Source organism: Streptomyces sp. NPDC005303, assembly GCF_040607335.1.
GTDB lineage: Bacteria > Actinomycetota > Actinomycetes > Streptomycetales > Streptomycetaceae > Streptomyces.
Genome location: NZ_JBEXGM010000006.1, coordinates 253,052 through 278,962, shown reverse-complemented (window position 1 = coordinate 278,962; position 25,911 = coordinate 253,052). Strand labels below are relative to the sequence as shown.

Annotated in this window: 30 protein-coding genes and 1 pseudogene; 19 read left to right on the top strand and 12 right to left on the bottom strand. The window is 70.3% G+C overall.

Features of this window, described 5'->3' with window-relative positions; all coding sequences use genetic code 11:
* Positions 1–19 precede the first annotated feature (19 nt).
* Positions 20–1,615 carry a Na+/H+ antiporter gene (locus tag ABZT93_RS12615; protein WP_356102807.1) on the top strand — a complete coding sequence of 532 codons (1,596 nt, stop codon included), beginning with the start codon at positions 20–22 and terminating at the stop codon, positions 1,613–1,615.
* Between the two features lie 12 nt (positions 1,616–1,627).
* Here ABZT93_RS12615 and ABZT93_RS12610 read toward each other — a convergent pair whose 3' ends face one another.
* Positions 1,628–2,521: a pyridoxal-phosphate dependent enzyme gene (locus ABZT93_RS12610; RefSeq protein ID WP_356102804.1), complete on the bottom strand. Its 894-nt coding sequence runs from the start codon at positions 2,519–2,521 to the stop codon at positions 1,628–1,630.
* Between the two features lie 22 nt (positions 2,522–2,543).
* Positions 2,544–3,134 carry an N-acetylmuramoyl-L-alanine amidase gene (locus tag ABZT93_RS12605; protein WP_356102801.1) on the bottom strand — a complete coding sequence of 197 codons (591 nt, stop codon included), beginning with the start codon at positions 3,132–3,134 and terminating at the stop codon, positions 2,544–2,546.
* Positions 3,135–3,446: 312 nt separating this feature from the next.
* Here ABZT93_RS12605 and ABZT93_RS12600 point away from each other — a divergent pair, with 312 nt between their 5' ends.
* The 9 genes and pseudogenes from ABZT93_RS12600 (at position 3,447) to ABZT93_RS12560 (ending at position 10,101) form a co-directional block, all read left to right on the top strand.
* The gene (locus ABZT93_RS12600) at positions 3,447–4,853 is read left to right on the top strand and encodes a family 2B encapsulin nanocompartment shell protein (RefSeq protein WP_356102798.1); all 1,407 of its coding nucleotides are present in this window, start codon (positions 3,447–3,449) and stop codon (positions 4,851–4,853) included.
* Positions 4,854–5,359: 506 nt separating this feature from the next.
* Positions 5,360–6,442, top strand: a complete 1,083-nt coding sequence (locus ABZT93_RS12595) for a family 2 encapsulin nanocompartment cargo protein polyprenyl transferase (RefSeq protein WP_356102795.1) — start codon at positions 5,360–5,362, stop codon at positions 6,440–6,442.
* A 169-nt stretch (positions 6,443–6,611) separates the two neighbouring features.
* Positions 6,612–7,217, top strand: coding sequence for a GNAT family N-acetyltransferase (locus ABZT93_RS12590; protein WP_356102792.1), 606 nt, complete (start codon positions 6,612–6,614; stop codon positions 7,215–7,217).
* 128 nt (positions 7,218–7,345) lie between these two features.
* Positions 7,346–7,533: pseudogene (locus tag ABZT93_RS12585) on the top strand (dihydrofolate reductase); the annotation flags it as partial.
* 83 nt (positions 7,534–7,616) lie between these two features.
* On the top strand, positions 7,617–7,814 hold the full coding sequence (locus tag ABZT93_RS12580; protein ID WP_356102789.1) for a hypothetical protein: 198 nt from the start codon (positions 7,617–7,619) through the stop codon (positions 7,812–7,814).
* A 93-nt stretch (positions 7,815–7,907) separates the two neighbouring features.
* A complete protein-coding gene (locus tag ABZT93_RS12575) occupies positions 7,908–8,321 on the top strand; it encodes a YciI family protein (RefSeq protein WP_356102786.1) in 414 nt (137 codons plus the stop codon).
* Positions 8,322–8,326: 5 nt separating this feature from the next.
* Positions 8,327–9,532: a sigma-70 family RNA polymerase sigma factor gene (locus ABZT93_RS12570; protein WP_356102784.1), complete on the top strand. Its 1,206-nt coding sequence runs from the start codon at positions 8,327–8,329 to the stop codon at positions 9,530–9,532.
* A 9-nt stretch (positions 9,533–9,541) separates the two neighbouring features.
* Positions 9,542–9,865, top strand: coding sequence for a DUF952 domain-containing protein (locus tag ABZT93_RS12565; protein ID WP_356102782.1), 324 nt, complete (start codon positions 9,542–9,544; stop codon positions 9,863–9,865).
* A gap of 35 nt (positions 9,866–9,900) precedes the next feature.
* Positions 9,901–10,101 (top strand): hypothetical protein, encoded by a 201-nt coding sequence (locus ABZT93_RS12560; protein WP_356102780.1) that lies wholly within the window; start codon positions 9,901–9,903, stop codon positions 10,099–10,101.
* On the opposite strand, the gene ABZT93_RS12555 is transcribed toward ABZT93_RS12560, so the two are convergent.
* From ABZT93_RS12555 to ABZT93_RS12545, 3 genes are read right to left on the bottom strand one after another with little or no spacing between them, the layout of a single operon-like run.
* The gene (locus tag ABZT93_RS12555; RefSeq protein ID WP_356102778.1) at positions 10,088–10,831 is read right to left on the bottom strand and encodes a VOC family protein; all 744 of its coding nucleotides are present in this window, start codon (positions 10,829–10,831) and stop codon (positions 10,088–10,090) included. The genes ABZT93_RS12560 and ABZT93_RS12555 overlap by 14 nt on opposite strands.
* A gap of 19 nt (positions 10,832–10,850) precedes the next feature.
* Positions 10,851–11,264 carry a VOC family protein gene (locus ABZT93_RS12550; RefSeq protein ID WP_356102776.1) on the bottom strand — a complete coding sequence of 138 codons (414 nt, stop codon included), beginning with the start codon at positions 11,262–11,264 and terminating at the stop codon, positions 10,851–10,853.
* A 9-nt stretch (positions 11,265–11,273) separates the two neighbouring features.
* Entirely contained in the window at positions 11,274–11,669 is a 396-nt protein-coding gene (locus tag ABZT93_RS12545; RefSeq protein ID WP_356102774.1) for a helix-turn-helix transcriptional regulator, read from the bottom strand.
* Between the two features lie 103 nt (positions 11,670–11,772).
* On the opposite strand from ABZT93_RS12545, the gene ABZT93_RS12540 reads away from it, so the two are divergent.
* Genes ABZT93_RS12540 through ppk2 form a run of 3 tightly spaced genes read left to right on the top strand, consistent with a single transcriptional unit; the run spans position 11,773 to position 14,084 of the window.
* Positions 11,773–12,927 (top strand): inorganic phosphate transporter, encoded by a 1,155-nt coding sequence (locus ABZT93_RS12540; protein ID WP_356102772.1) that lies wholly within the window; start codon positions 11,773–11,775, stop codon positions 12,925–12,927.
* A gap of 21 nt (positions 12,928–12,948) precedes the next feature.
* A complete protein-coding gene (locus ABZT93_RS12535; protein WP_329267201.1) occupies positions 12,949–13,185 on the top strand; it encodes a hypothetical protein in 237 nt (78 codons plus the stop codon).
* Between the two features lie 26 nt (positions 13,186–13,211).
* Positions 13,212–14,084, top strand: coding sequence for a polyphosphate kinase 2 (gene ppk2, locus ABZT93_RS12530; protein WP_356102770.1), 873 nt, complete (start codon positions 13,212–13,214; stop codon positions 14,082–14,084).
* A 370-nt stretch (positions 14,085–14,454) separates the two neighbouring features.
* On the opposite strand, the gene sodN is transcribed toward ppk2, so the two are convergent.
* Positions 14,455–14,850, bottom strand: coding sequence for a superoxide dismutase, Ni (gene sodN / locus ABZT93_RS12525; RefSeq protein ID WP_020123534.1), 396 nt, complete (start codon positions 14,848–14,850; stop codon positions 14,455–14,457).
* A gap of 145 nt (positions 14,851–14,995) precedes the next feature.
* Between sodN and sodX the strand changes: the two genes are divergently transcribed.
* A complete protein-coding gene (gene sodX, locus ABZT93_RS12520; protein WP_356102939.1) occupies positions 14,996–15,433 on the top strand; it encodes a nickel-type superoxide dismutase maturation protease in 438 nt (145 codons plus the stop codon).
* Here sodX and ABZT93_RS12515 read toward each other — a convergent pair.
* Positions 15,337–15,966, bottom strand: a complete 630-nt coding sequence (locus ABZT93_RS12515) for a CGNR zinc finger domain-containing protein (protein ID WP_356102768.1) — start codon at positions 15,964–15,966, stop codon at positions 15,337–15,339. The two genes, sodX and ABZT93_RS12515, sit on opposite strands and share 97 nt — an antisense overlap.
* A gap of 99 nt (positions 15,967–16,065) precedes the next feature.
* Here ABZT93_RS12515 and ABZT93_RS12510 point away from each other — a divergent pair, with 99 nt between their 5' ends.
* Positions 16,066–16,824, top strand: a complete 759-nt coding sequence (locus ABZT93_RS12510) for a class I SAM-dependent methyltransferase (protein WP_356102766.1) — start codon at positions 16,066–16,068, stop codon at positions 16,822–16,824.
* A 251-nt stretch (positions 16,825–17,075) separates the two neighbouring features.
* On the opposite strand, the gene ABZT93_RS12505 is transcribed toward ABZT93_RS12510, so the two are convergent.
* The 4 genes from ABZT93_RS12505 to ABZT93_RS12490 form a co-directional block, all read right to left on the bottom strand.
* Positions 17,076–17,522 carry a hypothetical protein gene (locus tag ABZT93_RS12505; protein ID WP_356102765.1) on the bottom strand — a complete coding sequence of 149 codons (447 nt, stop codon included), beginning with the start codon at positions 17,520–17,522 and terminating at the stop codon, positions 17,076–17,078.
* Between the two features lie 183 nt (positions 17,523–17,705).
* Positions 17,706–18,506, bottom strand: coding sequence for an amino acid ABC transporter ATP-binding protein (locus tag ABZT93_RS12500; protein ID WP_356102763.1), 801 nt, complete (start codon positions 18,504–18,506; stop codon positions 17,706–17,708).
* On the bottom strand, positions 18,503–19,432 hold the full coding sequence (locus ABZT93_RS12495; protein ID WP_356102761.1) for an amino acid ABC transporter permease: 930 nt from the start codon (positions 19,430–19,432) through the stop codon (positions 18,503–18,505). Before ABZT93_RS12495 ends, ABZT93_RS12500 begins: the two co-directional genes overlap by 4 nt.
* Before the next feature lie 29 nt (positions 19,433–19,461).
* Positions 19,462–20,424: an ABC transporter substrate-binding protein gene (locus tag ABZT93_RS12490; RefSeq protein WP_356102759.1), complete on the bottom strand. Its 963-nt coding sequence runs from the start codon at positions 20,422–20,424 to the stop codon at positions 19,462–19,464.
* 646 nt (positions 20,425–21,070) lie between these two features.
* Here ABZT93_RS12490 and ABZT93_RS12485 point away from each other — a divergent pair.
* The 4 genes from ABZT93_RS12485 to ABZT93_RS12470 all read left to right on the top strand — a co-directional run bounded on the left by ABZT93_RS12485 (position 21,071) and on the right by ABZT93_RS12470 (position 24,757).
* Positions 21,071–22,294: an NADP-dependent malic enzyme gene (locus ABZT93_RS12485; RefSeq protein WP_356102757.1), complete on the top strand. Its 1,224-nt coding sequence runs from the start codon at positions 21,071–21,073 to the stop codon at positions 22,292–22,294.
* A 619-nt stretch (positions 22,295–22,913) separates the two neighbouring features.
* Positions 22,914–23,879, top strand: a complete 966-nt coding sequence (locus tag ABZT93_RS12480; protein WP_356102755.1) for a zinc-binding dehydrogenase — start codon at positions 22,914–22,916, stop codon at positions 23,877–23,879.
* Between the two features lie 105 nt (positions 23,880–23,984).
* A complete protein-coding gene (locus tag ABZT93_RS12475) occupies positions 23,985–24,194 on the top strand; it encodes a helix-turn-helix domain-containing protein (RefSeq protein WP_356102753.1) in 210 nt (69 codons plus the stop codon).
* Positions 24,194–24,757 carry a Clp protease N-terminal domain-containing protein gene (locus ABZT93_RS12470; RefSeq protein WP_356102751.1) on the top strand — a complete coding sequence of 188 codons (564 nt, stop codon included), beginning with the start codon at positions 24,194–24,196 and terminating at the stop codon, positions 24,755–24,757. The genes ABZT93_RS12475 and ABZT93_RS12470 overlap by 1 nt, the downstream gene beginning before the upstream one ends.
* Before the next feature lie 70 nt (positions 24,758–24,827).
* Here the strand turns inward: ABZT93_RS12470 and ABZT93_RS12465 are convergent, their stop codons facing one another.
* Complete coding sequence (locus tag ABZT93_RS12465; protein WP_356102749.1) at positions 24,828–25,910, bottom strand: helix-turn-helix transcriptional regulator; 1,083 nt, start codon at positions 25,908–25,910, stop codon at positions 24,828–24,830.
* Position 25,911: the final 1 nt, after the last annotated feature.

Below are 25,911 nucleotides of genomic sequence, written 5' to 3'. Positions count from 1 at the left end.
GCGAGGGTGGGCGAGGGTCATGGACGTGATGCCACTGCTGTTGCTGGTGGCGGGGAGCGCGGCGATCGCCGCGGCAGCCCGGCGCACCCCGGTTCCGGCGCCGCTGCTGCTGGTCGCGGCGGGCCTGCTGATCTCGTACGTCCCCGGAGTCCCCGAGTACACGCTCGACCCGGACGTGGTCCTGCCCCTCATCCTGCCGCCGCTGCTGCACTCCGCGGCCACCGACAGCTCCTATCTCGACCTCCGGGCGCAGATGCGGCCCGTGGCGCTGCTGTCGGTGGGGTACGTGCTCTTCGCGACCATCGTCGTCGGCTGGGCGGCGTACCGGATCGTGCCGGGTCTCTCGCTGACCGGGGCGCTCGTGCTGGGCGCGGTGGTGGCGCCGCCGGACGCGGTCGCGGCGACGGCGGTGGCACGTCGCGTGGGGCTGCCCTCCCGGATCACGACCATCCTCCAGGGCGAGTCCCTGGTGAACGACGCGACGGCGATCACCGCCTACCGGGTCGCGCTCGCGGCCGCGATCGGGGAGGGCGCCACCTGGGCGGGGGGCATCGGCGAGTTCCTGCTCGCGGCGGTCGGCGGGGTCGCGGTCGGCCTGGTGCTGATGGTGCCGATCCACTGGCTGCGGACCCACCTCAAGGAGCCGCTGCTCCAGAACACCCTCTCCCTGCTGATCCCGTTCGTCGCCTACGCGGCGGCCGAGCAGTTCCACGCGTCCGGGGTGCTCGCGGTGGTCGTGGTGGCCCTCTTCCTCGGACACCGCGCGTGGGAGGTCGACTTCGCGACGCGCCTCCAGGAGGACGCCGTCTGGAAGATGGTCGCCTTCGTCCTGGAGTCGTCGGTGTTCGCCCTCATCGGACTCCAACTGCCCGTCGTGCTGAAGGGCCTCGGGGAGTACGAGGGCGGCCGCGCCGTCTGGTACGCGGTCGCCGTCTTCCTCGTGGTCGTCGTGTCGAGGTTCGTGTGGGTCTATCCGGCGACCTTCCTGCCGCGCCTCTCCGCGCGGATCCGCGCGCGCGAGGACAACCCCACCTGGAAGGCGCCCTTCGTCATCGCCTGGGCCGGGATGCGGGGGGTGGTCTCGCTGGCGATCGCCTTCTCCATCCCGGAGCACCTGCACGACGGCGAGCCCTTCGAGGGCCGCAACCTGATCCTCTTCCTGACCTTCACGACGGTCATCGGCACCCTCGTCGTCCAGGGCGTCACCCTGCCTCCGCTGATCCGCCTGCTGAAGCTCCCCGGCCGCGACCAGCAGGCCGAGACCCTCGCCGAGGCCAACGCCCAGGCGCAGGCCTCACGGGCCGCCGAACGGCGTCTGGACGAACTCCTCGCCGACGAGCGCAACGCCCTCCCACCACCCCTCGCCGACCGCCTGCGCATGGTCCTGGACCGCCGCCGCAACGCCGTCTGGGAACGCCTCGGCCAGTCCAACCCCCTCACCGGCGAGACCGTCGACGACACCTACCGCCGGCTGTCCGGGGAGATGATCGGCGCCGAGCGCACGGTGTTCGTGAAACTGCGGGACCTGCGTTACATCGACGACGAGATGCTGCGGACACTGCTGCGCAGACTGGACCTGGAGGAGGCGGCGGCCTATCGGGAGGCGGCTGAGTAGGGCGAGTGAAGGTCAGGGGAAGGGGCGGCCCGTGACCACCGCCGCGAGCGTCGCCCCGCGCGTGAAGGCGCCCTCCTCGGCGAGGGTGACCAATCCATAGAGCAACTTGGCGACATAAAGACGTTCCACGGGCACGCCGTGGCGGTTCTCGAAGTCCGTGGCGAAGGCGTCCAGTGCGGCTGTCGTGCGGGCGTAGCCGCCGAAGTGGAAGCGGTCGTCGAGTGCCCAGGCGCCGCGTCGGGCACCGAAGGCACGGTGTTGCAGGGACTTTATGTCGGCGGTCAGGAAGCCGCCCCTGAGAACCGGGACGCCCAGGCAGCGCTGGTCAGGGGCCAGTCCGGCCGCCAGGCCCGCGAGGGTACCGCCGGTGCCGCAGGCGATCGCGACGACGTCGGCCCGCCCCGACAGCTCCTCGCCGAGTGCGCGGCATCCTCGTACGGCGAGGGTGTTGCTGCCGCCCTCCGGGACGACGTACGCGCCCTCGGCGTCCGCCGCGCGCAGTACGCGCGCGAGGGTGTCCGGTTCGGTCTTGCGGCGGTACGTCGGCCGGTCGACGAAGTGCAGTCGCATCCCGTCGGCCGCGCATCGGGCGAGGGAGGGGTTCAGGGGGCGGTCGGCGAGTTCGTCACCGCGGACCACGCCGACCGTGGGCAGGCCGAGGAGGCGGCCCGCGGCGGCCGTGGCGCGCAGGTGGTTGGAGTACGCGCCGCCGAAGGTGACGACCGTGCGGCCGGCCGCCGCGGTGAGGTTCGGCGCGAGCTTGCGCCACTTGTTGCCGATGAGCTCGGGGTGGATCAGGTCGTCGCGCTTGAGGAGAAGACGCACGCCCTGCCGGGCGAAGCGGGGGTCCGACAGCTCCTGCAGGGGCGAGGGCAGGCGGGGGCGCAGGGTGTCGAGACCGGTCACGCGCCCATTGTGACCTGCGCGGTCACTTCAGGCGCTCCCGGATCCGGCCGCGCAGCCAGGCCATGGTGAAGCCCCGCGGATCCACCTTGCCCGGTTGCCATTCCAGGTGGCCGATGACCGACCGTTCCGTCCAGCCGTGGTGCCGGCACACCGCTGCGGAGACCTGCTCGATCGCCTTCAGCTGGGCCGCCGGCCAGGGGTCCTCGCCGTCGCCGAGGTTCTCGCACTCGAAGCCGTAGAAGTGGCGGTTGCCGTCGGTGTTGGCCTCGTTGTCGAGAGGGAGAGCCTTCTCGGCGATCACCGCGCGCAGGACGTCGTCGTCGCCCAGCCCCGCGTGGTTGGCGCGGCCGTAGCCGACGAGGTGGACGGTGCCGTCCTTGGTGATGACGCCGTGGCACAGCGGGCCCGGCAGGTCGGTGTAGCCCTTGCGGCACAGCTCCACCGTCGCCGCGCTGCCCTTGGTCACCGTGTGGTGGATCATCACGCCGTGCACCGGTCCCCACGCTCCGACATGGTTGCGGTTGTGGTGCTCCCAGTCGCCGACCTCGACGACGGTGGCGCCCTCCGCCCGCAGGACGGCCAGGAATCTGCCCGCGGACATGGGTGAGGCCATGGCTCCCTCCTTCGCATCGCGGGCCGCCCGCCGACCGCGGCCGGCCCCTACCGGTGCTTGTACCGAAAGCGGCGGACTCCGACTCCTGGTTCGCACAGCGTGCGAGCTGATTCGGACAGTCGAATTCCGTTCAGCGGACGGGATTGACGGGACGTCAGTGGATAGGAGACGCGCATATGCCCAGCCCCGCGGTGATCCATTCCCCCTCTTTCGGGTAATAGCACCGGCACGTTCCGTGAGGAAGGCTTGCTCATGCACATCGGTGCCCGAGCGCAGATCGCGTCCGGGCATGTACCGGGAGGGCAATTCCTTATGTCGGTAGGCGAAGAGGTCCGCACCGAGCAGGACCGGCCGCAGCAGAGCCTCGGCACAGCGGCCGCGCGGAACCTGGCCACCACCACCAAGTCCGCACCTCAGATGCAGGAGATCAGCTCCCGCTGGCTGCTGCGCATGCTGCCCTGGGTGAACGTACAGGGCGGCACGTACCGGGTGAACCGGCGCCTGAGCTACGCCGTGGGCGACGGCCGGGTGACCTTCGTGAAGACCGGGGACCGGGTCGAGGTGATCCCCGACGAGCTGCGCGAGCTGCCGGCACTCAGGTCCTACGAGGACGACGACGTGCTCTCCGAGCTCGCCCGGCGCTGCCAGCAGCGGGAGTTCACCCAGGGTTCGGTGATCGCGTCGTTCGGCGCCCAGGCCGACGAGGTGTATCTGCTGGCGCACGGCAGGGTGGAGAAGGTCGGCACCGGCCCCTACGGCGACGACGCGGTCCTCGGGGTCCTCGCCGACGGCGCCTACTTCGGCGACCAGGCGCTCCTCGACCCGGACGCCATCTGGGAGTACACCGCCCGCGCGGCCACCGCCTGCACGGTCCTCGTGCTGCCCCGCCAGGATGTCGACCAGGTGGCGGAGCGTGCCGAAGCCCTGCGCGAGCACCTCCGGGAACAGCGCGCGATCCCCTCGCAGCCCACCAACAAATACGGCGAGAAAGAGATCGACCTCGCGGCGGGCCACGCGGGTGAGCCCGACATCCCGCACACCTTCGTCGACTACGACGCCCGGCCCCGCGAGTACGAACTGAGCATCGCCCAGACCGTCCTGCGCATCCACACGCGTGTCGCCGACCTCTACAACCAGCCGATGAACCAGACGGAACAGCAGATCCGGCTGACCGTCGAGGCCCTCAAGGAACGCCAGGAGCACGAACTCGTCAACAACCGCGAGTTCGGACTGCTGAACAACTGCGAGTACGACCAGCGGCTCCAGCCGCACGACGGCGTGCCCAGCCCCGACGATCTCGACGAACTGCTCAGCCGCCGCCGGGGCACCAAGCTGCTGCTCGCCCACCCGCGCGCGATCTCCGCGATCGGCCGTGAGCTCAACAAGCGCGGACTGGTCCCGGAGACCATCGACGTGGGCGGCAACCGCATCCCCACCTGGCGCGGGGTGCCGATCTATCCGTGCAACAAGATCCCGGTCACCCCGGAGCGGACCACCTCGATCATCGCCATGCGTACCGGAGAGGCCGACCAGGGCGTCATCGGCCTTCAGCAGGCCGGTATCCCGGACGAGATCGAGCCGAGCCTGTCGGTGCGGTTCATGGGCATCAACGAACAGTCGATCATCAAGTACCTGGTGACGGCCTACTACTCGGCGGCCGTGCTGGTGCCGGACGCGCTCGGAGTCCTGGAGAACGTCGAGATCGGCCGCTGGAGGTGACCTTCCCGCGCCGGGGAGCCGTGCCCCCGCCCACCGGGGCGGGGCCACCCCGGTCGGACACCGGGGTGGCGGCACCCGGCAGGAGCGCGGCCGCCCACAGCGGAAGCGCCACCGTCCGCGGACTGACCGAGGGGGGTTCCATGGCCGAGTTCACGACGGGAACGCAGACACTGGCGACAGAAAGGAAGGCACCGGCGACAGGGAGGAAGGAGGCGCGGGGACAGGCGGCCGGAGGGGCGGAGGCACCGGTCACTGGGGGGACCGGGGCGCCGATCGCCGGGCGGACCGGGGACGTCACACCGGCCGCAGGGACGGGCAGGTTCGACGCCAGGGCCGAGGCACATCCGCGTCAGGAGCCCGACGACAGTGCCCAGGCCAAGTCGCGTCAGGAGCCCGACGACAGTGCCCAGGCCAAGCCGCGTCACGAGTCCGACGACAGAGCCGAGGCAAAGCCGCCTCACGGGCCCGACGCGAGGCCCGAGGCACATCTGTGTCACGGGCCCGAGGTGCCGCCCCAGAGTCGTGCGTTCGACGGACCCGATGCCCGGGCCGAGACGCGTTCGCTCGACGGGCACGAGGCCGCGGTGATCCTGGAGCGGTCCCGGGCGTCGGTGGACCCCGAGCTGCGGTCCGCCCTGGAGTCGCTGCCCGGCTCCCTGCGCAGGGTCGCGCTCCACCACTTCGGCTGGGAGCACGCCGACGGCACTCCGGCGGCGGGCAACGCGGGCAAGGCGATCCGGCCCGCACTCGTCCTCACCGCGGCCGCCGCTCTCGGTGGGGACCGGGCGCGGGCGGCGGCCGTCCGGGCGGCCGTGGCGGTGGAGCTGGTCCACAACTTCACGTTGCTGCACGACGACGTGATGGACCGCGACACCACCCGCCGGCACCGCCCCACCGCGTGGACCGTGTTCGGCGACGCCGACGCGATCCTGGCCGGGGACGCCCTCCAGGCGCTGGCGCTCCGGCTGCTGGCCGAGGACCCGCACCCCGCGGCGACAGCGGCCGCGGCCCGGCTCGCGGCCTGTGTCGTCGAACTGTGCGAGGGCCAGCACGAGGACACCGCCATGCAGGAGCTCGCTCCCGACGAGGTCACCCTCGACCAGGTCCTCGTGATGGCGGAGGCCAAGACGGGCGCGCTGCTCGGGTGTGCCTGTGCGCTCGGCGCGCTGTACGCGGGCGCGTCCGCCGAGGACGTCGGGGCGATGGACGCGTTCGGCCGGGAGGCGGGCCTCGCCTTCCAGCTCATCGACGACGTGATCGGCATATGGGGCGACCCGGCCCGTACCGGCAAACCGGTCGGCGCGGACCTCGCCGCCCGCAAGAAGTCCCTCCCGGTGGTCGCCGCCCTCACCTCCGGTACGGCCTCGGCCGCGGAACTGGCCGAGCTGTACGCGGCGCCCTACGCCGAAGCGGACCTGGCGCGTACGGTGCTGGCCGTCGAGGAGGCCGGTGGCCGTGACTGGGCGCAGGCGCAGGCGGCCGACCGGATGGCCCGGGCGATGGACGAGCTGGCCCGTGCGGTGCCCGACCCGGAGGCGGCGGGCGGGCTGCTCTCCCTCGCGGAGTTCGTGACGCGGCGCAGCGCCTGAGGACCCCGGAGCGCCCGGCGCCGCGCGGTTCCTGATCCCGCGCGGACCCCGGGGGCTTCGGCCGACGGGTCCCGCACATCCCCACGGTGTGCGGGGCCCGCCCCCGCATGCTCTCCGGATAGTCTCAAAACCCTTGTGGTCAAAGGTTGTTGAGTTGAAGGGGTGGGGCATGGGCGTGGCGATACGGGCTGCCGGCAGCGGCGATCGCGAACTGGTGACGCGGTTGCTGGACTCGGCTTTCCAGGACGATCCGGTCAGCGGGTGGATCTTCCCGGGAGAGGAGTACCGCCGTACGACGCACCCCCGGTTGATGGCGGCGTTCGTGGACATCGTGATGGCAGAGGGCCGGGTGGACGTCACGGAGGACGGGACCGCGTGCGCGTTGTGGCTGCCGGTACCGGCGGAAGGCGGTGACGAGCACGAGGGCGAGGATGACTTCGCCGCACTGCGCGAGGCTCTCGATCCGGGCAATGAGCGCATCGAGCTCATCGGGCGGCTCACGGCCGAGGTGCATCCGGCCGGGCGGGCCCATGAGTACCTGTGGATGATCGGCGTGGCCCCCGAGCGGCAGGGGGAGGGGCTCGGGAGCGCGCTCATCGGGTCGGTTCTGGACCGGTGTGACCGGGAGGGCGTGCCGGCGTATCTGGAGGCGAGCAGTGCGCGGAGCCGTGAGCTGTACGAGCGGCTCGGGTTCGAGCCGATGGACCCGCCGCTCGACCTGCCCGACGGGCCGCGGATGTGGCCCATGTGGCGCGAGCCGCGCGCTTCGCGGTAGTGCCGGAGGGGACGTCGCGCGGCGCGGCTGAGGCGATACCGGCCGCGCACTTCCCCGTCCCCCTGACCAGGTCACCGGGACGACCGCCTCCACGATCCGTTCCACCAGGCCCACCGGAACCCGGTCACTACGACCATCTGCGCGAGTACGGCGCCTCGCGCACCCTCACCGAGTCGCCCGACCCGCATGTCGGGATCATCGGCGACGACCTGTCGCCGAGGTGCGCGAACTGAAGGCGGAGGACGGCGAGTTCGGCATCCGCCTGTGCGGCGGCTCCCGACTCGCGGGTGAACTCCACGGCGGGATCGACGACCTCGGTAGCGCTGACGGAGGCCGGGCCGACAGAAGTGGAGCCGACAGCGGCAGGCGCCCGCGGCCGCTTCGTCCTACCCTGAGGGCATGGGCAGCGACGAACACGTCTGTCCCGTCTGCGGGCAGCCGGTCGAGTCGGTCGTACGGCGTCACAAGACGCTGGGTGCGTGGGTCCCCGTATGGAAGGGCGGCCCGTGCCGCAACCCCGAGTGCGAGGCGTACGCCGGCCGGACCGCCGAGTCCGGCGAGGACCACGGCGGCGCGCCCGCCGGAAAAAGTTCCTGAACTCTGTCGAGAATCCGTCTCCGGCTCCGACGTCCCCTGTGAGAGCCGCCCACGACGGGCGGCCGAGCCGACCGAAGCCGAAGGAGCGGAATCATGAAGTACCTGGTCATGGTGCAGGGAACGCAGGCCGACTACGACGCCATGCGCGGCAAGGGCTCCGAGCACTCCCCGGCCTGGAGCGAGCAGGAGATCCAGACGATGTACGCCTTCATGAGCGCCGTCAACGACGACCTGTCCGAGACCGGCGAGTTCCTCGACGGCCAGGGCCTCGCCGAGCCCGCGCAGGTCCGGCACGTCAGCCGGGGCGCGGACGGCCAGGCCGTGATCACCGACGGGCCGTACAGCGAGACCAAGGAGCTGCTGTGCGGCTACTGGGTGCTGGAGTGCGAGAGCCTGGAGCGCGTCACCGAGATCGCCGAACGCATCGCCCAGTGCCCCCAGCCCGCCGGCGCCCCCGAGTACCCGGTGGTCATCCGGCCCATCCTGGACGGCGCCGGGGACATCTGAGAACCGTGCGGCCGACGAGCGATACCGAGGACCTGTTGCGCCTGCACGCGCCGCAGGTCCTCGGCGCGCTGGTCAGGCGGTACGGCCGTTTCGACGCCGCCGAGGACGCCGTACAGGAGGCACTGCTCGCCGCGGCCCGGCAGTGGCCGTCGACGGGGGTGCCGGACAATCCGCGCGGGTGGCTCATCAAGGTGGCCTCGCGGCGGCTGACCGACATGCTGCGCGCGGAGGAGGCGCGGCGGGCGCGGGAGGAGAGGGCGGCCGCGCTGAGCGTGCGGGACACCGCCCTCGCCGACCGTGCGCCCCGCCCCGACGACACCTTGTCCCTGCTGTTCCTGTGCTGCCATCCCCAGCTCACCCCCTCCGCGCAGATCGCGCTCACGTTGCGCGCGGTCGGCGGACTGACCACGGCGGAGATCGCCCGGGCGTATCTCGTCCCCGAGGCGACCATGGCCCAGCGCATCAGCCGGGCCAAGCAGAAGGTGCGGGGCGTCGGCTTCGGGCGCCCCGACAACTGGGAGGCACGGCTGCCCGCCGTCCTGCACACCCTCTACCTGATCTTCAACGAGGGCCATACGGCGACCTCCGGACCTGCCCTCCAGCGGCGTGACCTCGCCGGCGAGGCGATCCGCCTGACCCGCACGGTCCACCGGCTGCTCCCCGACGACTGCGAGATCGCGGGCCTGCTCGCCCTGATGCTCCTCACCGACGCCCGCCGCGACGCCCGCACCGGCCCTGGCGGCGACCTGGTCCCCCTCGACGAACAGGACCGCACCCGCTGGGACAAGGCCGCGATCGAGGAGGGCGTGGCGCTGGTCACCGGTGCGCTGGCCCGCCGCCACGCCGGGCCCTACCAGATCCGCGCGGCCATCGCCGCCGTGCACGACGAGGCGCCCTCGCCGGAGGCGACCGACTGGCGGGAGATCCTCGGGCTCTACGACGTTCTCGTTCGGCTCGTTCCGGGGCCCGTGGAGCGGCTGAACCGGGCGGTCGCGGTCGCCATGGTGCGCGGTCCGCGGGCCGGGCTCGCGGAACTGGACGCCCTCACCGGAGAGTTGGGGCACCGCCTGGAGGCCGTACGCGGGCATCTGCTGGAACGGGCGGGTGCGTACGAGCAGGCGCGGGCCGCGTACGAGTCGGCCGCCGCCAAGACCCTGAGCCTGCCCGAGCAGCGCTATTTGCAGAGGCGGGCGGCCCGGCTCAGGCCTTAACGTGACGGCATGTCCACAACCCATCACATCGTGCACCTGACCGAACGCTCCCTCTGGGAGGAGGCCCGCGCCCGCGGCACGTACGAGATCTCGACACGCGGCCGCACCCTCCAGGAGGAGGGCTTCATCCACTGCTCGACGCGAGAGCAACTTCCGGGCACGGCCGCGCGCTTCTTCGCCGGTGTTCCGGACCTGGTGCTCCTCGTCATCGACCCCGCCCGTCTCGACGTACCGCTGAAGTACGAGGCCCCCAAGCCCGGCGCCGAGGAGTTCCCGCACATCTACGGGCCCCTCCCGGTGGCCGCGGTCGTCGACGTGGAGCCGTGGGGGTGAGCGGTCGCCGCCGGTTATGGCGCTGGGCCCTGCTGGTGTGGGCGGCTCTCGTGGTCGTCGCCGGCGGGCTCACGCTCTGGCTGCAGGACTCGGCGGAGCCGCCGGGGCCGTACGGCTGGGAGGAGAGCAGTCCGACGCCCGAGCTCCCGGAGGGGTGGGAGAGCACGTGCCCGAGCCCCACCACCGACCCCGACGGCGACCGGCTCATAGTGGCCTGCGCGTTCATCTCGGGCTAGGCAGCCCACCCGTCTCCGGGTCCCGCCCCGTCAGGCAGTACAGCCCGCCCGCCGGATCCCTCATCACCGTCCAGTTTCGGCCCCGGGCGACGAACTCGGCGCCCAGGCGCTCGTGTTCGGCCCGCGTCGCCTCGACGTCCGCGCAGGCCAGGTCCAGATGGGCGGAGGCGGGGCGTTCCTCGTCGAGGCGCTGGAGGAGGATGCGGACCGGGAGGCCGGACGGCGGCTTGAGGACATGGAACTCGGGGCGCGAGCCGGGCAGGGACTCCCAGTCGGGCAACAGGGCGGCCCAGAAGGCGACTTCGGCCTCGTGGAGGGAGGGTGGGACGTCCAGGCAGACCTGGTCGAGACGGCTGCCGCGGAACACCGGCGGGCGGGCCGACTGGCCGCGCCAGGGATCGGCGCAGAACAGCTGACCGGCGGGGGAGCGCAGGACGATCAACGTCCCCTGGTCGGCGACCGCATGAGCGCCGAGGGACTCCGCCGCCTTCGCGAACTTCCGCACGTCGTCCACGCAGAAGTCGAGATGGGCACCACCGGGCCCGGAGGCGACGGCCTGCACCTTGACGCAGGCGTCGGACCCGTCGGCCGGCAGGAGGCTCACGAACTCCCGCCGCTCACCGCGGAACTCGGACAGGTGTGTGCCCGTGACGGCGGTCCAGAAGTCACAGGCCTGGGCGAACCGGGGAACGGGCCGGTCGACGAAGGCGTACGTCCAGCGGGTAGTCATGCGGTGATCGTAGGCGCCGCTACTTCGGTGCCTCCATGAACCGCAGCATGTTCCCCGCCGGATCCCGGAAAGCGCAGTCGCGCACCCCGTACGGCATGTCCGTGGGCTCCTGGATCACCTCGGCCCCGGACTCCCGCACGCGCGCGAACAACGCGTCACAGTCGGTCGTCGTGAAGTTGACCCCCCGCAGCAGCCCCTTCGCCAGCAGCCGTGCCATCGCCTCCTTGTCCGCGGGGGACGAGTCCGGGTCCGCGGCCGGCGGCTCCAGCACGATGTCCACGTCCGGCTGGAGCGGCGAGCCGACCGTCACCCAGCGCATGCCCTCGTACCCGACGTCGCCTCGCACCTCCATGCCCAGGACGTCCCGGTAGAACGCGATCGCCTTGTCGTGGTCGTCCACGGCGATGAAGCAGTTCTTGAGTTTGATGTCCATGGCTTCACGTTAGGCCCGTCGGGGCCTGGTGTGCCTGCGGACCACGCACGGGGGGATCCCGACGGTCTCCTCGTGGGAGCGGGCCCGGTAAGCGCTCGGCGTCTCGCCCACCAGCTCCGTGAAGCGCGAGCTGAAGGAGCCGAGGGAGGTGCACCCCACGGCCATGCAGACCTCGGTGACGGACAGGTCGCCCCGCCGCAGCAGCGCCTTCGCGCGCTCGATGCGCCGGGTCATGAGATAGCCGTACGGTGTCTCGCCGAACTCGGCGCGGAAACTGCGCTGGAAGTGGCCCGGTGACATCAGCGCGGTGCGGGCGAGCGCCGGTACGTCGAGCGGCTCGGTGTACTCGCGGTCCATCCGGTCCCGCGCCTGCCGCAGCCGCACCAGGTCCTCGATGCTCACCATCACGCCAGCATCGCACGATGGTCACCAGCTGGGTGCGGGGATCTGGAACGGGCTTTGCCTCACGTTCTCCTGCCGTACGGAAGCGCTTGCTCCCATGGGAGGCATGGACCACATCACGTTCCTCGTGGCGGTCGTCATCGTCACGGCTCTGGCCTTCGACTTCACCAACGGATTCCACGACACCGCGAACGCGATGGCGACGTCCATCGCGACCGGCGCGCTGAAACCCAGGACAGCGGTCCTGGTGAGCGGCGCCCTGAACATCGTCGGCGCCTTCCTGTCCACCGAGGTCGCCAAGACGATCTCCGGCGGCATCGTGGACGACGCTCTGGTCTCGCCCGGGATGATCTTCGCGGGGCTGGTCGGAGCGATTCTGTGGAACCTGCTGACCTGGCTGGTCGGTCTGCCGTCGAGCTCGTCGCACGCCCTGTTCGGCGGGCTGATCGGCGCGGTGTGGGTGGGCGCGGGCTCCCACGGCGTGCACTTCGACAAGGTTGTCGAGAAGATCCTGATCCCGGCGGTGGCCTCCCCGGTGGTGGCGGGCGTGGCGGCGCTGATCGCCACCTACCTCGCGTACAAGCTCACCGCCCGCGCCCGCAAGGACTCGGTGACCAAGGGCTTCAGGCTCGGCCAGATCGCCTCCGCGTCCCTCGTCTCCCTCGCGCACGGCACCAACGACGCCCAGAAGACCATGGGCGTCATCACACTGACCCTGATCTCGGCGGGTGCGCTCGGCCACGACGCCGGTCCGCCGGTCTGGGTCATCGCCTCCGCCGGTCTCGCGATCGGGCTCGGCACCTACCTCGGCGGCTGGCGGATCATCCGCACCATGGGCAAGGGCCTCACCGAGATCCAGTCCCCGCAGGGCTTCGCCGCCGAGACCGCGTCCACCACGGTCATCCTGACCTCCGCCCACCTCGGTTTCGCCCTGTCGACCACGCAGGTCGCCTCGGGCAGCATCCTCGGCGCGGGCCTCGGCCGGAAGCTGGCGGAGGTGCGCTGGGGCATCGCCGGGCGCATGGTCGCGGCCTGGCTGATCACCCTGCCGGCTGCCGCGCTGGTCGGCGGCCTCTCCGCGAGTGCCGTGAAGCACGGCGGCAATTTCGGCACGGTCGTCGTCGCGCTGGTCGGTGCCGCCGTCGCCACGGGCATCGTGCTCATCTCCCGCCGCAACCCGGTGAGCGCGCACAACGTCAACGACGCCCACGAGGTCACCCTCCGCACCGAGCCGCCGGCCCGCGTCGGCACGGCCGCCTGAGCCCCCTTAGGAGTTCCTGTCATGAGCATCGACTGGACCGCACTCGGCCAGGTCACCGCGGTGAGCGTCGGCGTCACCATCGCCGTGGTGGTGGTCTTCGCCCTCGGGGTACTCGGTCTCGCCCGTTTCGAGGGGGCGAGGGAGGATGGCGGTGGTGGTACGTCCACGCTCGGCATCACCCAGGCCGGCCTGTGCTTCCTCGCCTGCGCGGCGGTGGTGGCGTACGGCATCTACCTGATCGTGCCGCAGTTCCACTGACCCACCGAGATGAGAGGGGAGCAAGGGTGACACCTCTGCTGACCGACCTGAAGGTCGACTACACCGACCCCGACGACCCCGTGCTCATCCGCCCGGACGGCAGCCCGATCGACACCTGGCGGGAGAACTACCCCTATGCGCACCGCATGGAGCGCAAGGAGTACGACTGGCACAAACGGCTCCAGCAGATCGAACTGCTGAAGCTCCAGAGCTGGATCAAGGAGACCGGGCGCCGACTCGTCATCGTCTTCGAGGGACGGGACGCGGCCGGCAAGGGCGGCACCATAAAGCGCTTCACGGAGCACCTGAACCCCCGGGGCGCCCGGGTGGTGGCGCTGGAGAAGCCGACCGAGCGCGAGCGCGGGCAGTGGTACTTCCAGCGGTACGTCGAACATCTGCCGACCGCGGGGGAGATCGTGCTGTTCGACCGGTCCTGGTACAACCGGGCCGGCGTGGAGCGGGTCATGGACTTCTGCACGGACGACGAGTACCGGCGCTTCATGCGGCAGGCCCCGCTGTTCGAGCGGATGTTGGTGGACGACGGCGTGGACCTGCTGAAGTTCTGGTTCTCGGTCTCCCAGGGCGAGCAGCGCACCCGCTTCACCATCCGCCAGATCGACCCCGTACGGCAGTGGAAGCTCAGCCCCATGGACCTCGCCTCCCTGGACCGCTGGGACGACTACACCGCCGCCAAGGTCGCCATGTTCCGTGAGACGGACACCCAGTTCGCGCCCTGGACGGTGGTCAAGAGCAACGACAAGAAGCGGGCCCGGGTCGAGGCCATGCGCAGTGTGCTGGCCCGCTTCGACTACTCCGACAAGGACGAGGAGGTCGTCGGCACGCCCGATCCGCGGATCGTGGGCGAGGCGGCGGGACTGCTGGAGGCGGGCGAGGTCTAGGGACCGGGGCATCGCGGCCGCGCGGCCGGCGCTGTCGTGGTCGGGGTGATCGCGCTGTCGGCCGCGGCCGTGACGGGGGTGGTGCTGACCGCCTGGCCCGCACCCGGAAAGGTGCTGCGGGCACTGGCGGTGTCGGTCGCCGACATCACGGCGTACTTCACCGGACGACGGCTGGGCGGTCCACGGCTGTCGCCGCTGTCGCCGCCCCACGGGTTGGCCGATGCCGGTCGCGGTGGCGGTCGGCGGACCGGCCGGGGACGTGCTGGGGGACTGCGTCGATCGGCGAGGGGCGAGGGGCGACCGGCGACGGGCGCGGAAAGGGGCTCGGCCGGCAGCAACCGGCTGAGCCCCTTTCCGTACGCGCGTCGGACTAGGCCTTCTTGGTCTCCCAGAAGATCTTGTCGATCTGCGCGATGTAGTCCAGGGCCTTCTGGCCGGTGGCCGGGTCGGTCGAGGCCTTGGCGGCCGAGAGGGCCTTGAGGGCGTCGTTGACCAGCTGGTGCAGCTCCGGGTACTTCTCGAAGTGCGGGGGCTTGAAGTAGTCGCTCCAGAGCACGGAAACGTGGTGCTTCGCGAGCTCGGCGCGCTGCTCCTTGATGACCGTGGCACGAGCCTGGAAGTGCGGGTCGTCGTTGGCGGCCATCTTCTCCTGCACGGCCTTCACCGACTCCGCCTCGATGCGGGCCTGGGCCGGGTCGTACACACCGCAGGGCAGGTCGCAGTGCGCGCTGACCTTGACCTTGGGGGCAAACAGGCGGGAAAGCATGGAGCGTTCCTTCCTCGTGATCGTCTTCTCAGGTGCGACATTACTCCCTGCGAGAGTCGAAAAGGCGGGTGCCCCCATGGGCTTAGGGCAAAAGTCCGGGGTCAGACTGAGACTGGTGGATGAACGTACCGGGGAGGTGCCGGGGATGCCGGAGCTGTCGCAGGAGACCGAGCGGGGGAGGCCGTTGCTGCCCTTCGTGGGGGTGGCCGAGGTGACCGGGCCGTCGATGGTGCCCACGCTCCAGCACGGGGACCAGCTGGTCGTGCACTGGGGGGCCAGGGTCGGCCCCGGTGACATCGTGGTCCTGCGGCATCCGTTCCAGCAGGACCTGCTCGTCGTCAAGCGGGCCGTGGAGCGGCGCGAGGGCGGTTGGTGGGTGCTCGGGGACAACGCGTTCGCGGGCGGCGACAGCACGGACTACGGCGTCGTACCGGAGGACCTCGTGCTCGGCAAGGCCCGGCTGCGGTACCGGCCGCTCAAGCCCGGTCAGCGCTCGCCGGTGGCCGCTGTGCGCTGGGCGCTGTCCGCCGTGCGGCCCGTCCTGCCCGACCGCTCGGCCTCCAGGCGCTTGCGGGCCCGGTAGGCGGCCACGTTGGCGCGGGTCGCGCAGCGGTCCGAGCAGTAGCGCCGGGAGCGGTTGGTGGAGGTGTCGAGGTAGGCGTTGCGGCAGGGGGACGCCTCGCACAGGCCCAGCCGGTCCACTCCGTACTCGGTGAGATGGAACGCCAGGCCCATCGCCGCGATGGCCGCGTACCCGGCGGTGGCGTTGGACGGATGGTCCGCCAGGTGCATGTGCCACAGCGGGCGGCCGTCGTCGTCGCGGAAGTCGTGCCCGGAGATCTGCGGGCTCACCGGGAACTCCAGCAGCAGGGAGTTCAGCAGGTCCACGGCGAGCGTCTCGTCGCCGCCGGCCGCCGCCTCGAAGACCGAGCGCAGCCGCGCCCGGACCGACCGGAACCGGGTGACATCGGCTTCGGTGGCCCGGCGGGCGCCCGTGCCGTTGCCCCCGAACAGGTCGCGGACCGCCTCCACCGAGGTCAGCGCGTCCTTGCCGCGGGCCGGGTCCTCGCTGTTGACCAGACGTACGGCGTAGTCCGAGTAATAGGCCAGTTCCACTTGTAGTCCTTACGGAGGCGTTCTATCGTCGTGGTGCGGTCGGGTAACAGCTGATCGTGCTTCCAGGGTATTACGACAGTGAGCGGACAGGGGGATCCCATGGCAACCGGTGTCGGAACCGACTGGCAGGCCTGGCAGGAGAGCTGGGACCGGCAGCAGGAGTGGTACATGCCCGACCGCGAGGAGCGGTTCCGGGTCATGCTGGACATGGTCGAGGCCCTCGCCGGGCCCCGGCCGCGCGTGCTCGACCTCGCGTGCGGCACGGGAAGTATCACGGCCAGGCTGCTCGCCCGGTTCCCCGAGGCCACCAGTACCGGCGTGGACCTCGACCCCGCGCTCCTCACCATCGCCGAGGGCACGTTCGCGGACGACGAGCGGGTCACCCTCGTGACGGCCGACCTCAAGGACCCCGACTGGCCCGCAAGGCTGCCGTACGACTCGTACGACGCCGTACTGACCGCCACGGCCCTGCACTGGCTGCACAGCGAACCCCTCGCGGCCCTCTACGGGCAGATCGCCCGACTCGTCCGCGACGGCGGGGTCTTCATGAACGCCGACCACATGATCGACGAGACCACACCCCGCATCAACGCGGCCGAACGCGCCCAACGTCACGCGCAGATGGACCAGGCCCAGCGGGACGGCGCCCTCGACTGGGCCGCATGGTGGCAGGTCGCCGCCGAGGACCCCGTCCTCGCCGGGCCGACGGCACGCCGCTTCGAGATCTACGGCGAGCACGCCGACGGGGACATGCCGTCCGCCGCGTGGCACGCACGCGTGCTGCGCGAGAAGGGGTTCGCGGAGGCGCGGCCGGTGTGGTGCTCACCCTCGGACACCCTGCTGCTCGCGCTCAGGTAAGCCATCCGGGAGGAGAGGCGGAGATTCGACGCCGACCCGAGCAGGCGTACGGCGAAGTGTCCGCGGAATCCAGGCAGTTGGTGGACGGCGACACCGGACACGCGGTGCGGGCGCTCTCGCGGGACTCGTGCCCGGCAGCGGGCGGTGCCACCTTTCGGAAATGCGCGCAAGGGGTGGCACGGAAGACCCGTACCACCCCTGAGCCGTAGGCTCCTGTCGACCGCGACCTTAAAACGCCGCGCAGTTTTCGTCTATCGGCCGGAGGTGTAAGCAAGCATCGGAAGGGACGCGAACTGGTCCTTTCCGTTCGCCCCGTCCCGGACCACCGTGTGGAATGTCAGAGTGCGCCCTTCCCGAAGATCCACATCGCACCTCGTGGGAGGGTTGTTGGCGCCGTTGGCGTCGTGGCATTCGCCACTGTCTCCGTAGTCCGTGTCCCACTCAAGGACGGCGCGCATTCCATCAGCGCGCAGGTCCTGGACGGTGAAGATGTCACCCGTCGAGTAGAAGCACCCCGGGACGTAGGCGCCAGGGTGGTTGCAGAATTCGGTGATGGTGGCCGCCTGGCTCGGCGTACCAGCGGCAATCAGCGCCCCCAACGAAGCCACTACCGTCGCAGAAGCCGTAACCATCCTTCGTACTGCTCGCATGCATACATCCTTGGTCAGGGACGGATCCGAATTGGTGAACTGCTTCACCAATTCAGCTTGCGTTGACCGTACATACCTTGATCGCTGGGCTGCAAGAATTTTGAGCTTCATCTGAGGTATTGATTCTGGGCTTCAGTGGCCGGAATGGCACTACTGACTTCGCTCATTCATGTGGGCTCCGCGTCGGAATTCCCGACGCGGAGCCCACATGTGGAGTATTTCCTTCGCGGCTCAGAGCACCTTGGACAAGAACGCCTGTGTCCGCTCGTGCTGAGGGTTCGTCAGGACCTCGCGCGGATGGCCGGCCTCGACCACCATGCCGTCGTCCATGAAGATCAGCGAGTCGCCGACCTCGCGGGCGAAGCCCATCTCGTGGGTCACGACGATCATCGTCATGCCGTCCTCCGCGAGGTCCCGCATCACGTCCAGGACCTCGCCGACCAGCTCCGGGTCGAGCGCCGACGTCGGCTCGTCGAAGAGCATCAGCTTCGGCTCCATGGCCAGCGCACGGGCGATGGCGACGCGCTGCTGCTGGCCGCCGGAGAGCTGGGACGGGTAGTGACCGGTCTTGTCGCCGAGGCCGACCCGGTCGAGCAGCCGCTGCGCCCGCTCCCGGGCGATCGCCTTGGACTCGCGCTTGACCTGGAGCGGCGCCTCCATGACGTTCTCCAGCGCCGTCATGTGCGGGAAGAGGTTGAAGCGCTGGAACACCATGCCGATGTCCCGTCGCTGCGCCGACACCTCTTTCTCCTTGAGCTCGTACAGCTTGTCGCCGCTCTGCCGGTAGCCGACCAGCCGGCCGTCGACGTACAACCGACCGGCGTTGATCTTCTCCAGGTGGTTGATGCATCGCAGGAAGGTCGACTTGCCCGAGCCGGACGGGCCGACCAGACAGGCGACCTCGCGCGAGCTCACCTCCAGATCGATGCCCTTGAGGATGTGCGCCGCGCCGAAGGACTTGTGCACGCCCTCGGCCTTGACCATGAGCCGGCCCTCGACGCTGTCGGTGATGTCCTGGGAAAGCTTGCTCATCGGGCCACCTCCGGACGGCGGAACGAACCGAACATGCGGAGGTTCTTCCTCAGCCGCTGCAGCGGGGTCGGCGGCAGGTTGCGCGTCGAACCGCGGGCGTAACGGCGTTCGACGTAGTACTGCCCGATGCTGAAGATCGTGGTCAGGAACAGGTACCAGATGCAGGCGACGAAGTACATCTCGACGACCGCCAGTGAGGTGCTGGAGATGTCCGTGGCCTTCTTGATCAGCTCGGGAAGCTGGACGGCGTAAGCCAGCGAAGAGGTCTTCAGCATGTTGATGTACTCGTTGCCGGTGGGCGGCACGATGACCCGCATGGCCTGCGGAAGCACCACCCGGCGCAGCGTCTTGGCATGGGTCATGCCCAGCGCGTGCGACGCCTCCGTCTGCCCCTCGTCGACCGACTGGATGCCGGCTCGGACGATCTCCGACATGTACGCGGCCTCGTTCAGCCCGAGTCCGAGCAGGGCTGTCAGAACGGGCGTCATGACCTGGTTCATCTCGTCCTTGTAGAACCCCAGGTTCAGGATGGGGAAGACGAGCGAGATGTTGTACCAGAGCAGCAGCTGGACCAGGACCGGCGTACCGCGGAAGAACCAGATGTAGAACCAGGCCACGGTGCTGGTGACCGGGTTCGACGACAGCCGCATCACGGCGAGGATCACGCCGAGGGCGACGCCCAGCACCATGGCCAGCACCGAGATGTACAGGGTCGTCCAGGCGCCGGAGACGATGGTCGGGTCGAACAGGTACTGCGGGATGATGCTGTAGTTGATCTTCGCGTTGGAGAAGGCCACCCCGATCAGCACCACGATGGCGATGACCACGGCACCGGCCACCCAGCGCCCGTAGTGGCGCACCGGGATGGCCTTGATCTGCTCCGGCGGCACCGACGCCGCCGGAGACTTGTCGAGAGTGTCAGTCACGATGACTGCCCTTCAGTGTCGCGCCGGGATCAGGAGCCGCCGTTGATCTTCGACTCGGTCACCGCGCCGTCCGCGACGTTCCACTTCTGCATGACCTTGGCGTAGTCGCCGTTCTTGATGATCGCGCTCATGGCGGCCTGGAGGGCGTCACGCAACTGGGTGTTGTCCTTGCTGACGGCGATGCCGTACGGCCCCGCCTCGATCTGGTCGCCCACGACCTCGAAGTCCTTGCCGCCGCCGGAGGTCTTCGCGTTGTAGGCCGCCACCGGGAAGTCGTTGAGGTCGGCGACGGACGCGCCCTGCTTCAGACGAAGCAGCGCCTCGGGGTCGGTGTCGAAGGTCTGCAGATCGATGGCCTTCTTGCCGTCCGTCGTGCACTTCTTGCTCTGCGTCTTGGCGATGCCCTCGGACGTCGTGCCCTTCTGCAGGGCCACGACCTTGCCGCACAGGTCGTCCAGCGACTTGATGCCCTTGGGGTTGCCCTTCTGCACCAGGATCGACGTACCGGCGGTGAAGTAGTCGACGAAGTCGACACCGTTGCCGGCCTTCTGACCGGTGTCGGAGTCGACGCCGTTCTGGCGGTCCTTGGTGTCGTTCATCGCCGACATGATCACCTGGAAGCGGTTGGCCTGAAGGCCCACGATCAGGTTGTCGAACTTGCCGTTCTGGAAGTCGAACTTCACCCCCAGCTGCTTGCCGAGCGCGTCCGCGATGTCCGGGTCGATGCCGACGGCCTTGCCGTTCTCGATGTACTCGACCGGCGGGTACGCGATGTCCGAGCCGACCTTGATGACTCCGGCCTTGCGGATGTCGGCGGGCAGCTTGCTCGCGAGCGGCGCCGACGAGGAGGCCGACGACTCCGAACTGGAGCCGCCGCTGTCCGTCTGGTCACCGCAGCCGGTGAGAATCAGAGCGCCGGCGACCGCGATCGCACCTACCGCGGCTGTCCTGGTGCGCGCGGCGGTCGTACGACGGGTGGAGCTTGCGGTCATGGTGGGTTCCTCCGGCGGATGGGTGGAGTTGCCGATGGGCGGGGCGGCTGCCGATCGGTCCGGCAGCGCTGCCTTCATTCCTCAGGTCGACGAGAGCACACGCCTTCGAGTGTCGCGACCTCGTGTGATGACGGCATCTTGCCATTCGGACTGGACCATTCAGGGGGCCGGTCATGTCAAAATCGCATAACGGGTGACCCCCGAACCGCACCATGTCCGTACATCACGACCGGACCATCTGCGGGAATCTGGCATTCCGGCCGGAAGATCTCCGGTGTGGGTCACCACGTGGGGGACCCGGCCGGGGCGGTCGCCGGTCGCCCGAGTGGCTCTCCGGTGATCGTCAAGGGCCTGCTGATGGTTTGTCCGGATGGCCCTCCATGATTCATGTCACCGGCCTCCGGTGATCGATGATCGATTTACGGGTCGGCGTGTGACCTTGGACGTATTGGACTCGTCCTCGACGCCGGTCGTCCGGTAAGAAGGTTCTTTACACCCCTCATCCGGGGCTCAGGGCGCGTGTGCGGCGCGCCCGTCGTGTACCGGCCCGTACGCATCAGTGAACAGGGCCGTACGCGGTGCCCGCCCACTTCTCAACCAGGAGTGGCCACCCTCAAAAACATGAAGACCTAAGGGGTAAGACAAAGTGGCAGCGGAGATCGTCAATCCTCGCAGCGACAGCGATACGGGACAGGACGGAGGGGCGGAGCCCCTCGATTCCTTCGACCCCGCGTTCGCGCTGCACCGCGGCGGCAAGATGGCTGTGCAGGCCACCGTGCCGATCCGTGACAAGGACGACCTGTCCCTCGCGTACACGCCCGGCGTGGCGAAGGTGTGCAGCGCCATCGCCGAGCAGCCGGACCTCGTCCACGACTACACGTGGAAATCGTCGGTCGTCGCCGTCGTGACGGACGGTACGGCCGTGCTGGGGCTCGGTGACATCGGGCCCGAGGCCTCCCTCCCCGTGATGGAGGGCAAGGCGATCCTGTTCAAGCAGTTCGGCGGGGTGGACGCGGTTCCGCTTGCGCTGGCCTGCACCGACGTCGACGAGATCATCGAGACCGTGGTCCGTCTCGCGCCCTCCTTCGGCGGCGTGAACCTCGAGGACATCTCGGCGCCCCGGTGCTTCGAGATCGAGCGGCGGCTCCAGGAGCGGCTCGACATTCCCGTCTTCCACGACGACCAGCACGGGACCGCGGTCGTGACGCTGGCCGCCCTGCGGAACGCGGCCCGGCTGAGCGGGCGGTCGATCGGAGATCTTCGTGCGGTGATCTCCGGTGCGGGCGCGGCGGGCGTGGCCATCGCCAAGATGCTCGTCGAGGCGGGCATCGGGGACGTCGCCGTCGCCGACCGCAAGGGTGTCGTGTCCGCCGAGCGGGACGACCTCACGTCCGTGAAGCGGGAACTGGCCGGGTTCACCAACAAGGCCGGCCTGTCCGGGTCGCTGGAGGACGCGCTGGCGGGCGCGGACGTCTTCATCGGCGTGTCCGGCGGTACGGTCGCGGAGTCCGCGGTCGCCTCCATGGCGAAGGGCGCCTTCGTGTTCGCGATGGCCAACCCGGACCCCGAGGTGCACCCCGATGTCGCGCACAAGTACGCGGCCGTGGTGGCCACCGGGCGGTCCGACTTCCCGAACCAGATCAACAACGTGCTGGCGTTTCCGGGCATCTTCGCGGGGGCGCTGCAGGTGCGGGCCTCGCGGATCACCGAGGGCATGAAGATCGCGGCGGCCGAGGCGCTGGCGTCGGTGGTCGGTGACGATCTGGCGGCGGACTACGTGATCCCGTCCCCGTTCGACGAGCGGGTGGCTCCTGCGGTCACGGCGGCGGTTGCCGCGGCGGCTCGGGCGGAGGGCGTTGCTCGTCGCTGAGTGCTGTTCGGCGTGAGGTGGTCCCGTCCGGGTGGGTTTCCGGGCGGGGCCATTTCTTTGCCATCGGGTGCGGCTGATCGAGTGTCGGCTTCGGTTGTGGGGCGGGTGCGGGTTCGGTGGGGGCGGGCGTTTTTGCGCAGTTCCCCGCGCCCCTGATGCCTGCGGCGGCCCGTTGCAGCCTCGGTGGGTGGGTCGGGGCCAGCCCGTCGTGGCGCACGGTCCGGCGAACGTCCAGACCGTGGCGCAGGTGACTGCAACCCCCTAGGGGCGCGGGGAACTGCGCGACCAGCGACAACGCACCCGCGCTCGCCCGACATCCTGACCTGGCGCCACCCCCTAGGCGCTCGGTTCAAGCCCAGCGCAGCGGCCACGCGGGGAACTGCGCGACCAGCCACAACGCACCCGCACTCGCCCGACATCCTGACCCGGCACCACCCCCTAGGCGCCCGGTTCAAGCCCAGCGCAGCGGCCACGCGGGGAACTGCGCGACCAGCCACAACGCACCGGCACTCGCCCGACATCCTGACCCGGCACATCCTGAAGTGCGCTTCCGCAAGTGGGTATGTGTCACAACGCGTCCCGGTTCCCCGCGCCGTCGGCGGACCCTATCGTCAAGGTCATGTTCGCTGTCTACGCCGCCCGAATCGACCGCGACAACCCGCTCTCGGGACTGGAGTCGGGGGAGCGCCCGGCCCCCGAAGCCCGCCCGGGTTGGAGCGTCGTCGATGTCAGGGCCGCTTCCCTCAATCACCATGACCTCTGGTCCCTGCGCGGCGTAGGCCTCGCGGAGGACAAGCTGCCGATGATCCTCGGCTGTGACGCCGCCGGTGTCGACGAGGACGGCAACGAGGTCGTCCTGCACTCCGTCATCGGGCAGAGCGGGCACGGGGTCGGCCCCAAGGAACCGAGGTCCATCCTCACCGAGCGCTACCAGGGGACGTTCGCCGAGCAGGTGGCCGTGCCGACCTGGAACGTGCTGCCGAAGCCGAAGGAGCTGTCCTTCGCGGAGGCCGCCTGTCTGCCCACGGCCTGGCTGACCGCGTACCGGATGCTGTTCACGAATGCCGGGGTCCGGCCCGGTGACTCCGTGCTGGTGCAGGGCGCGGGCGGTGGTGTCGCCACGGCCGCGATCGTGCTCGGGAAGGCCGCGGGGCTGCGGGTCTTCGCCACGAGCCGGGACGAGGCCAAGCGCAAGCGTGCCATGGAGCTCGGAGCCGTGGAGGCGCTGGAGTCGGGCGCGCGGCTGCCGCAGCGGGTGGACGCCGTCATCGAGACGGTGGGCGCGGCCACATGGTCGCACTCCGTGAAGTCGCTCAAGCCCGGCGGCACGCTCGTCATCTCCGGTGCCACGAGCGGCGACCGCCCCTCGCACGCCGAACTGACCCGGATCTTCTTCCTGGAGCTCAAGGTCGTCGGCTCGACCATGGGCACCAAGGACGAGCTGGAGGATCTGCTCTCGTTCTGCGCGGCCACGGGTGTGCGGCCCGTCATCGACGAGGTGCTGCCCATGGACCGTGCTCGCGAGGGCTTCGAGAGGGTCGCGTCCGGTGAGCAGTTCGGGAAGGTCGTGCTCACGAACGGCTGATCCCTTCCTTTTCCTTCTTGTCGGCGGCCGGTCCGGGTGCGGATCGGCCGCCGACGTTTGTCAACTGTGGTTGACGGATGGGGCCTGTCAACGTACATTGACATCATGACCGAAGCAACGGATCTCGCCGAGCGCGCCGGTGATCGAGACCCCCGGGTCGGACTGTGTGCCGTCGCCGCGCTGCGCAGGCTGCTGGAGCAACTGGAGTCGGTGCAGGTGCGCAGCGCGCGCAATCAGGGCTGGTCGTGGCAGGAGATCGCCGCGGAACTCGGAGTGAGCAGGCAGGCCGTGCACAAGAAGTACGGGAGGCATTGATGTTCGAACGGTTCACGAAAGACGCCCGGGCCGTGGTCGTGGGCGCGGTCGAACATGCCGAGCGGGCAGGGGCGGGGCCGGTGGACGCCGAGCACCTGCTCCTCGCCCTGCTGGACCGGGAGGCCGGTCGGGCCTCCTTCGCCCTGGCCGCTCTCGGGCTGGCCGAGCACGGGAACGCCGTACGGGAGGCGCTGGGCGAGGCGCGGCGGCGGGCCGGGTTGTCCCAGGCGGACGCCGAGGCGCTGGCCGGGCTCGGTATCGACGTCTCGGAGATCGTCGCCCGGGTGGAGGAGGTGCACGGCGTCGGGGCGATGTCCGGCGACCGGAAGGACAAGGGGGCGCGGTCCGGGCGGCGGTCCTTCGGGCAGGGCGCCAAGGAGATCCTCGAGAAGGCTCTCCGGATCGCCGTGGCCCGACGGGACCGCCATATCGGCGACGAGCACATCCTGTTGGCGCTGACCGTCAGGCCCGGGGTGTCCGCGGAGGTTCTCGCCGATCACGGGGTGACCCATGAGTCGGTCGTGCGCGTCCTCTACGGCGGGGGAGAGGCGAAGGCCGGCTGAGGGCGAGCGCCCCGGCGGTACGACAGCTGTGCGGCGCCCGAAGCTGTCGTACCGCAGGAGTCCGCTCGGTTCACGCCTTCGGTGCCCGCAGGAGTGCCCCTATGTGCGCCGCCGCCGTCGACAGGTGGCGTCGGGCGTCGTGGAACTGGTCGGCCGTGATGCCGTGGTCGCGGGCGGCGTCACGGATGTCGTCGCGGAAGCGGTCGAGGAGGCGGTCCAGGTCGCGGGCCGGGTCCCCGGTCGGGTCCTCGTGGGCCCACGAGGGCTCGTACTCGGCGGGGAAGTCCTCCGGGGTGTACGAGTACTGGGGACCGGGCGGCGTCCCCTCGGCCTTCTCGGACCTCGCGCCACCCCGGCCGAAGCCGAAGTCCTTGCCGAACTCCTTGCCGTAGTCCTTCCCGAACTCGCCGAACTCCTTGGCCAGTTCGGTCAGGCCCTCGCGCACGCCCGTCGGCCAGTCGCCGCGCGCGAAGTGGTCCTGCACCTGCTCCTGCACCCGCCGGGCGATCCGCTGCACCTCCTCCTGTGCCTGCTCCCGGGCCCGGTCCTGGGCCTCCTTGGCCTGGCGGCGGGCCCGCTGGGCCTCGTCACGGGCGCGGCGGCTCTCGTCCTTGGCACGCCGGGCCTGCTCCTTCCACTCCTGCTTGACGCGGCGCATCTCCTCCCTGGCAGCGCGCCACGCCTCCTTGTCGGTGTAGTCCGTGAAGTCCCCGAAGGGGCCCCCGTGTTCGCCCCCGGTGTCCTTGGAGCCACTGCCGGAGTCCCGGCGGGCCTCGGTGGCGGCCGCCCGCATCTCGCGCCGCAGATCACCTGCCGCGCCCCGCACATCGGCCCGGATCTCGGCGGCGAGCTCGGCGACCGACTCGCGGATCTCCAGCTCCAGGTCGGCCAGTTCGCCGCTGCGGTCGGCCAGCTCGGCGCGGCCCGCGTCGGTGATGGCGTACACCTTGCGGCCGCCCTCGGTGGTGTGGGTGACCAGGCCCTCCGCCTCCAGCTTGGCCAGCCGGGGGTAGACGGTGCCCGCGGAGGGGGCGTACAGGCCCTGGAAGCGCTCCTCCAGGAGCCGGATCACCTCGTAGCCGTGGCGCGGGGCCTCGTCCAGCAGCTTCAACAGGTAGAGACGCAGGCGGCCGTGGGCGAAGACGGGGGGCATG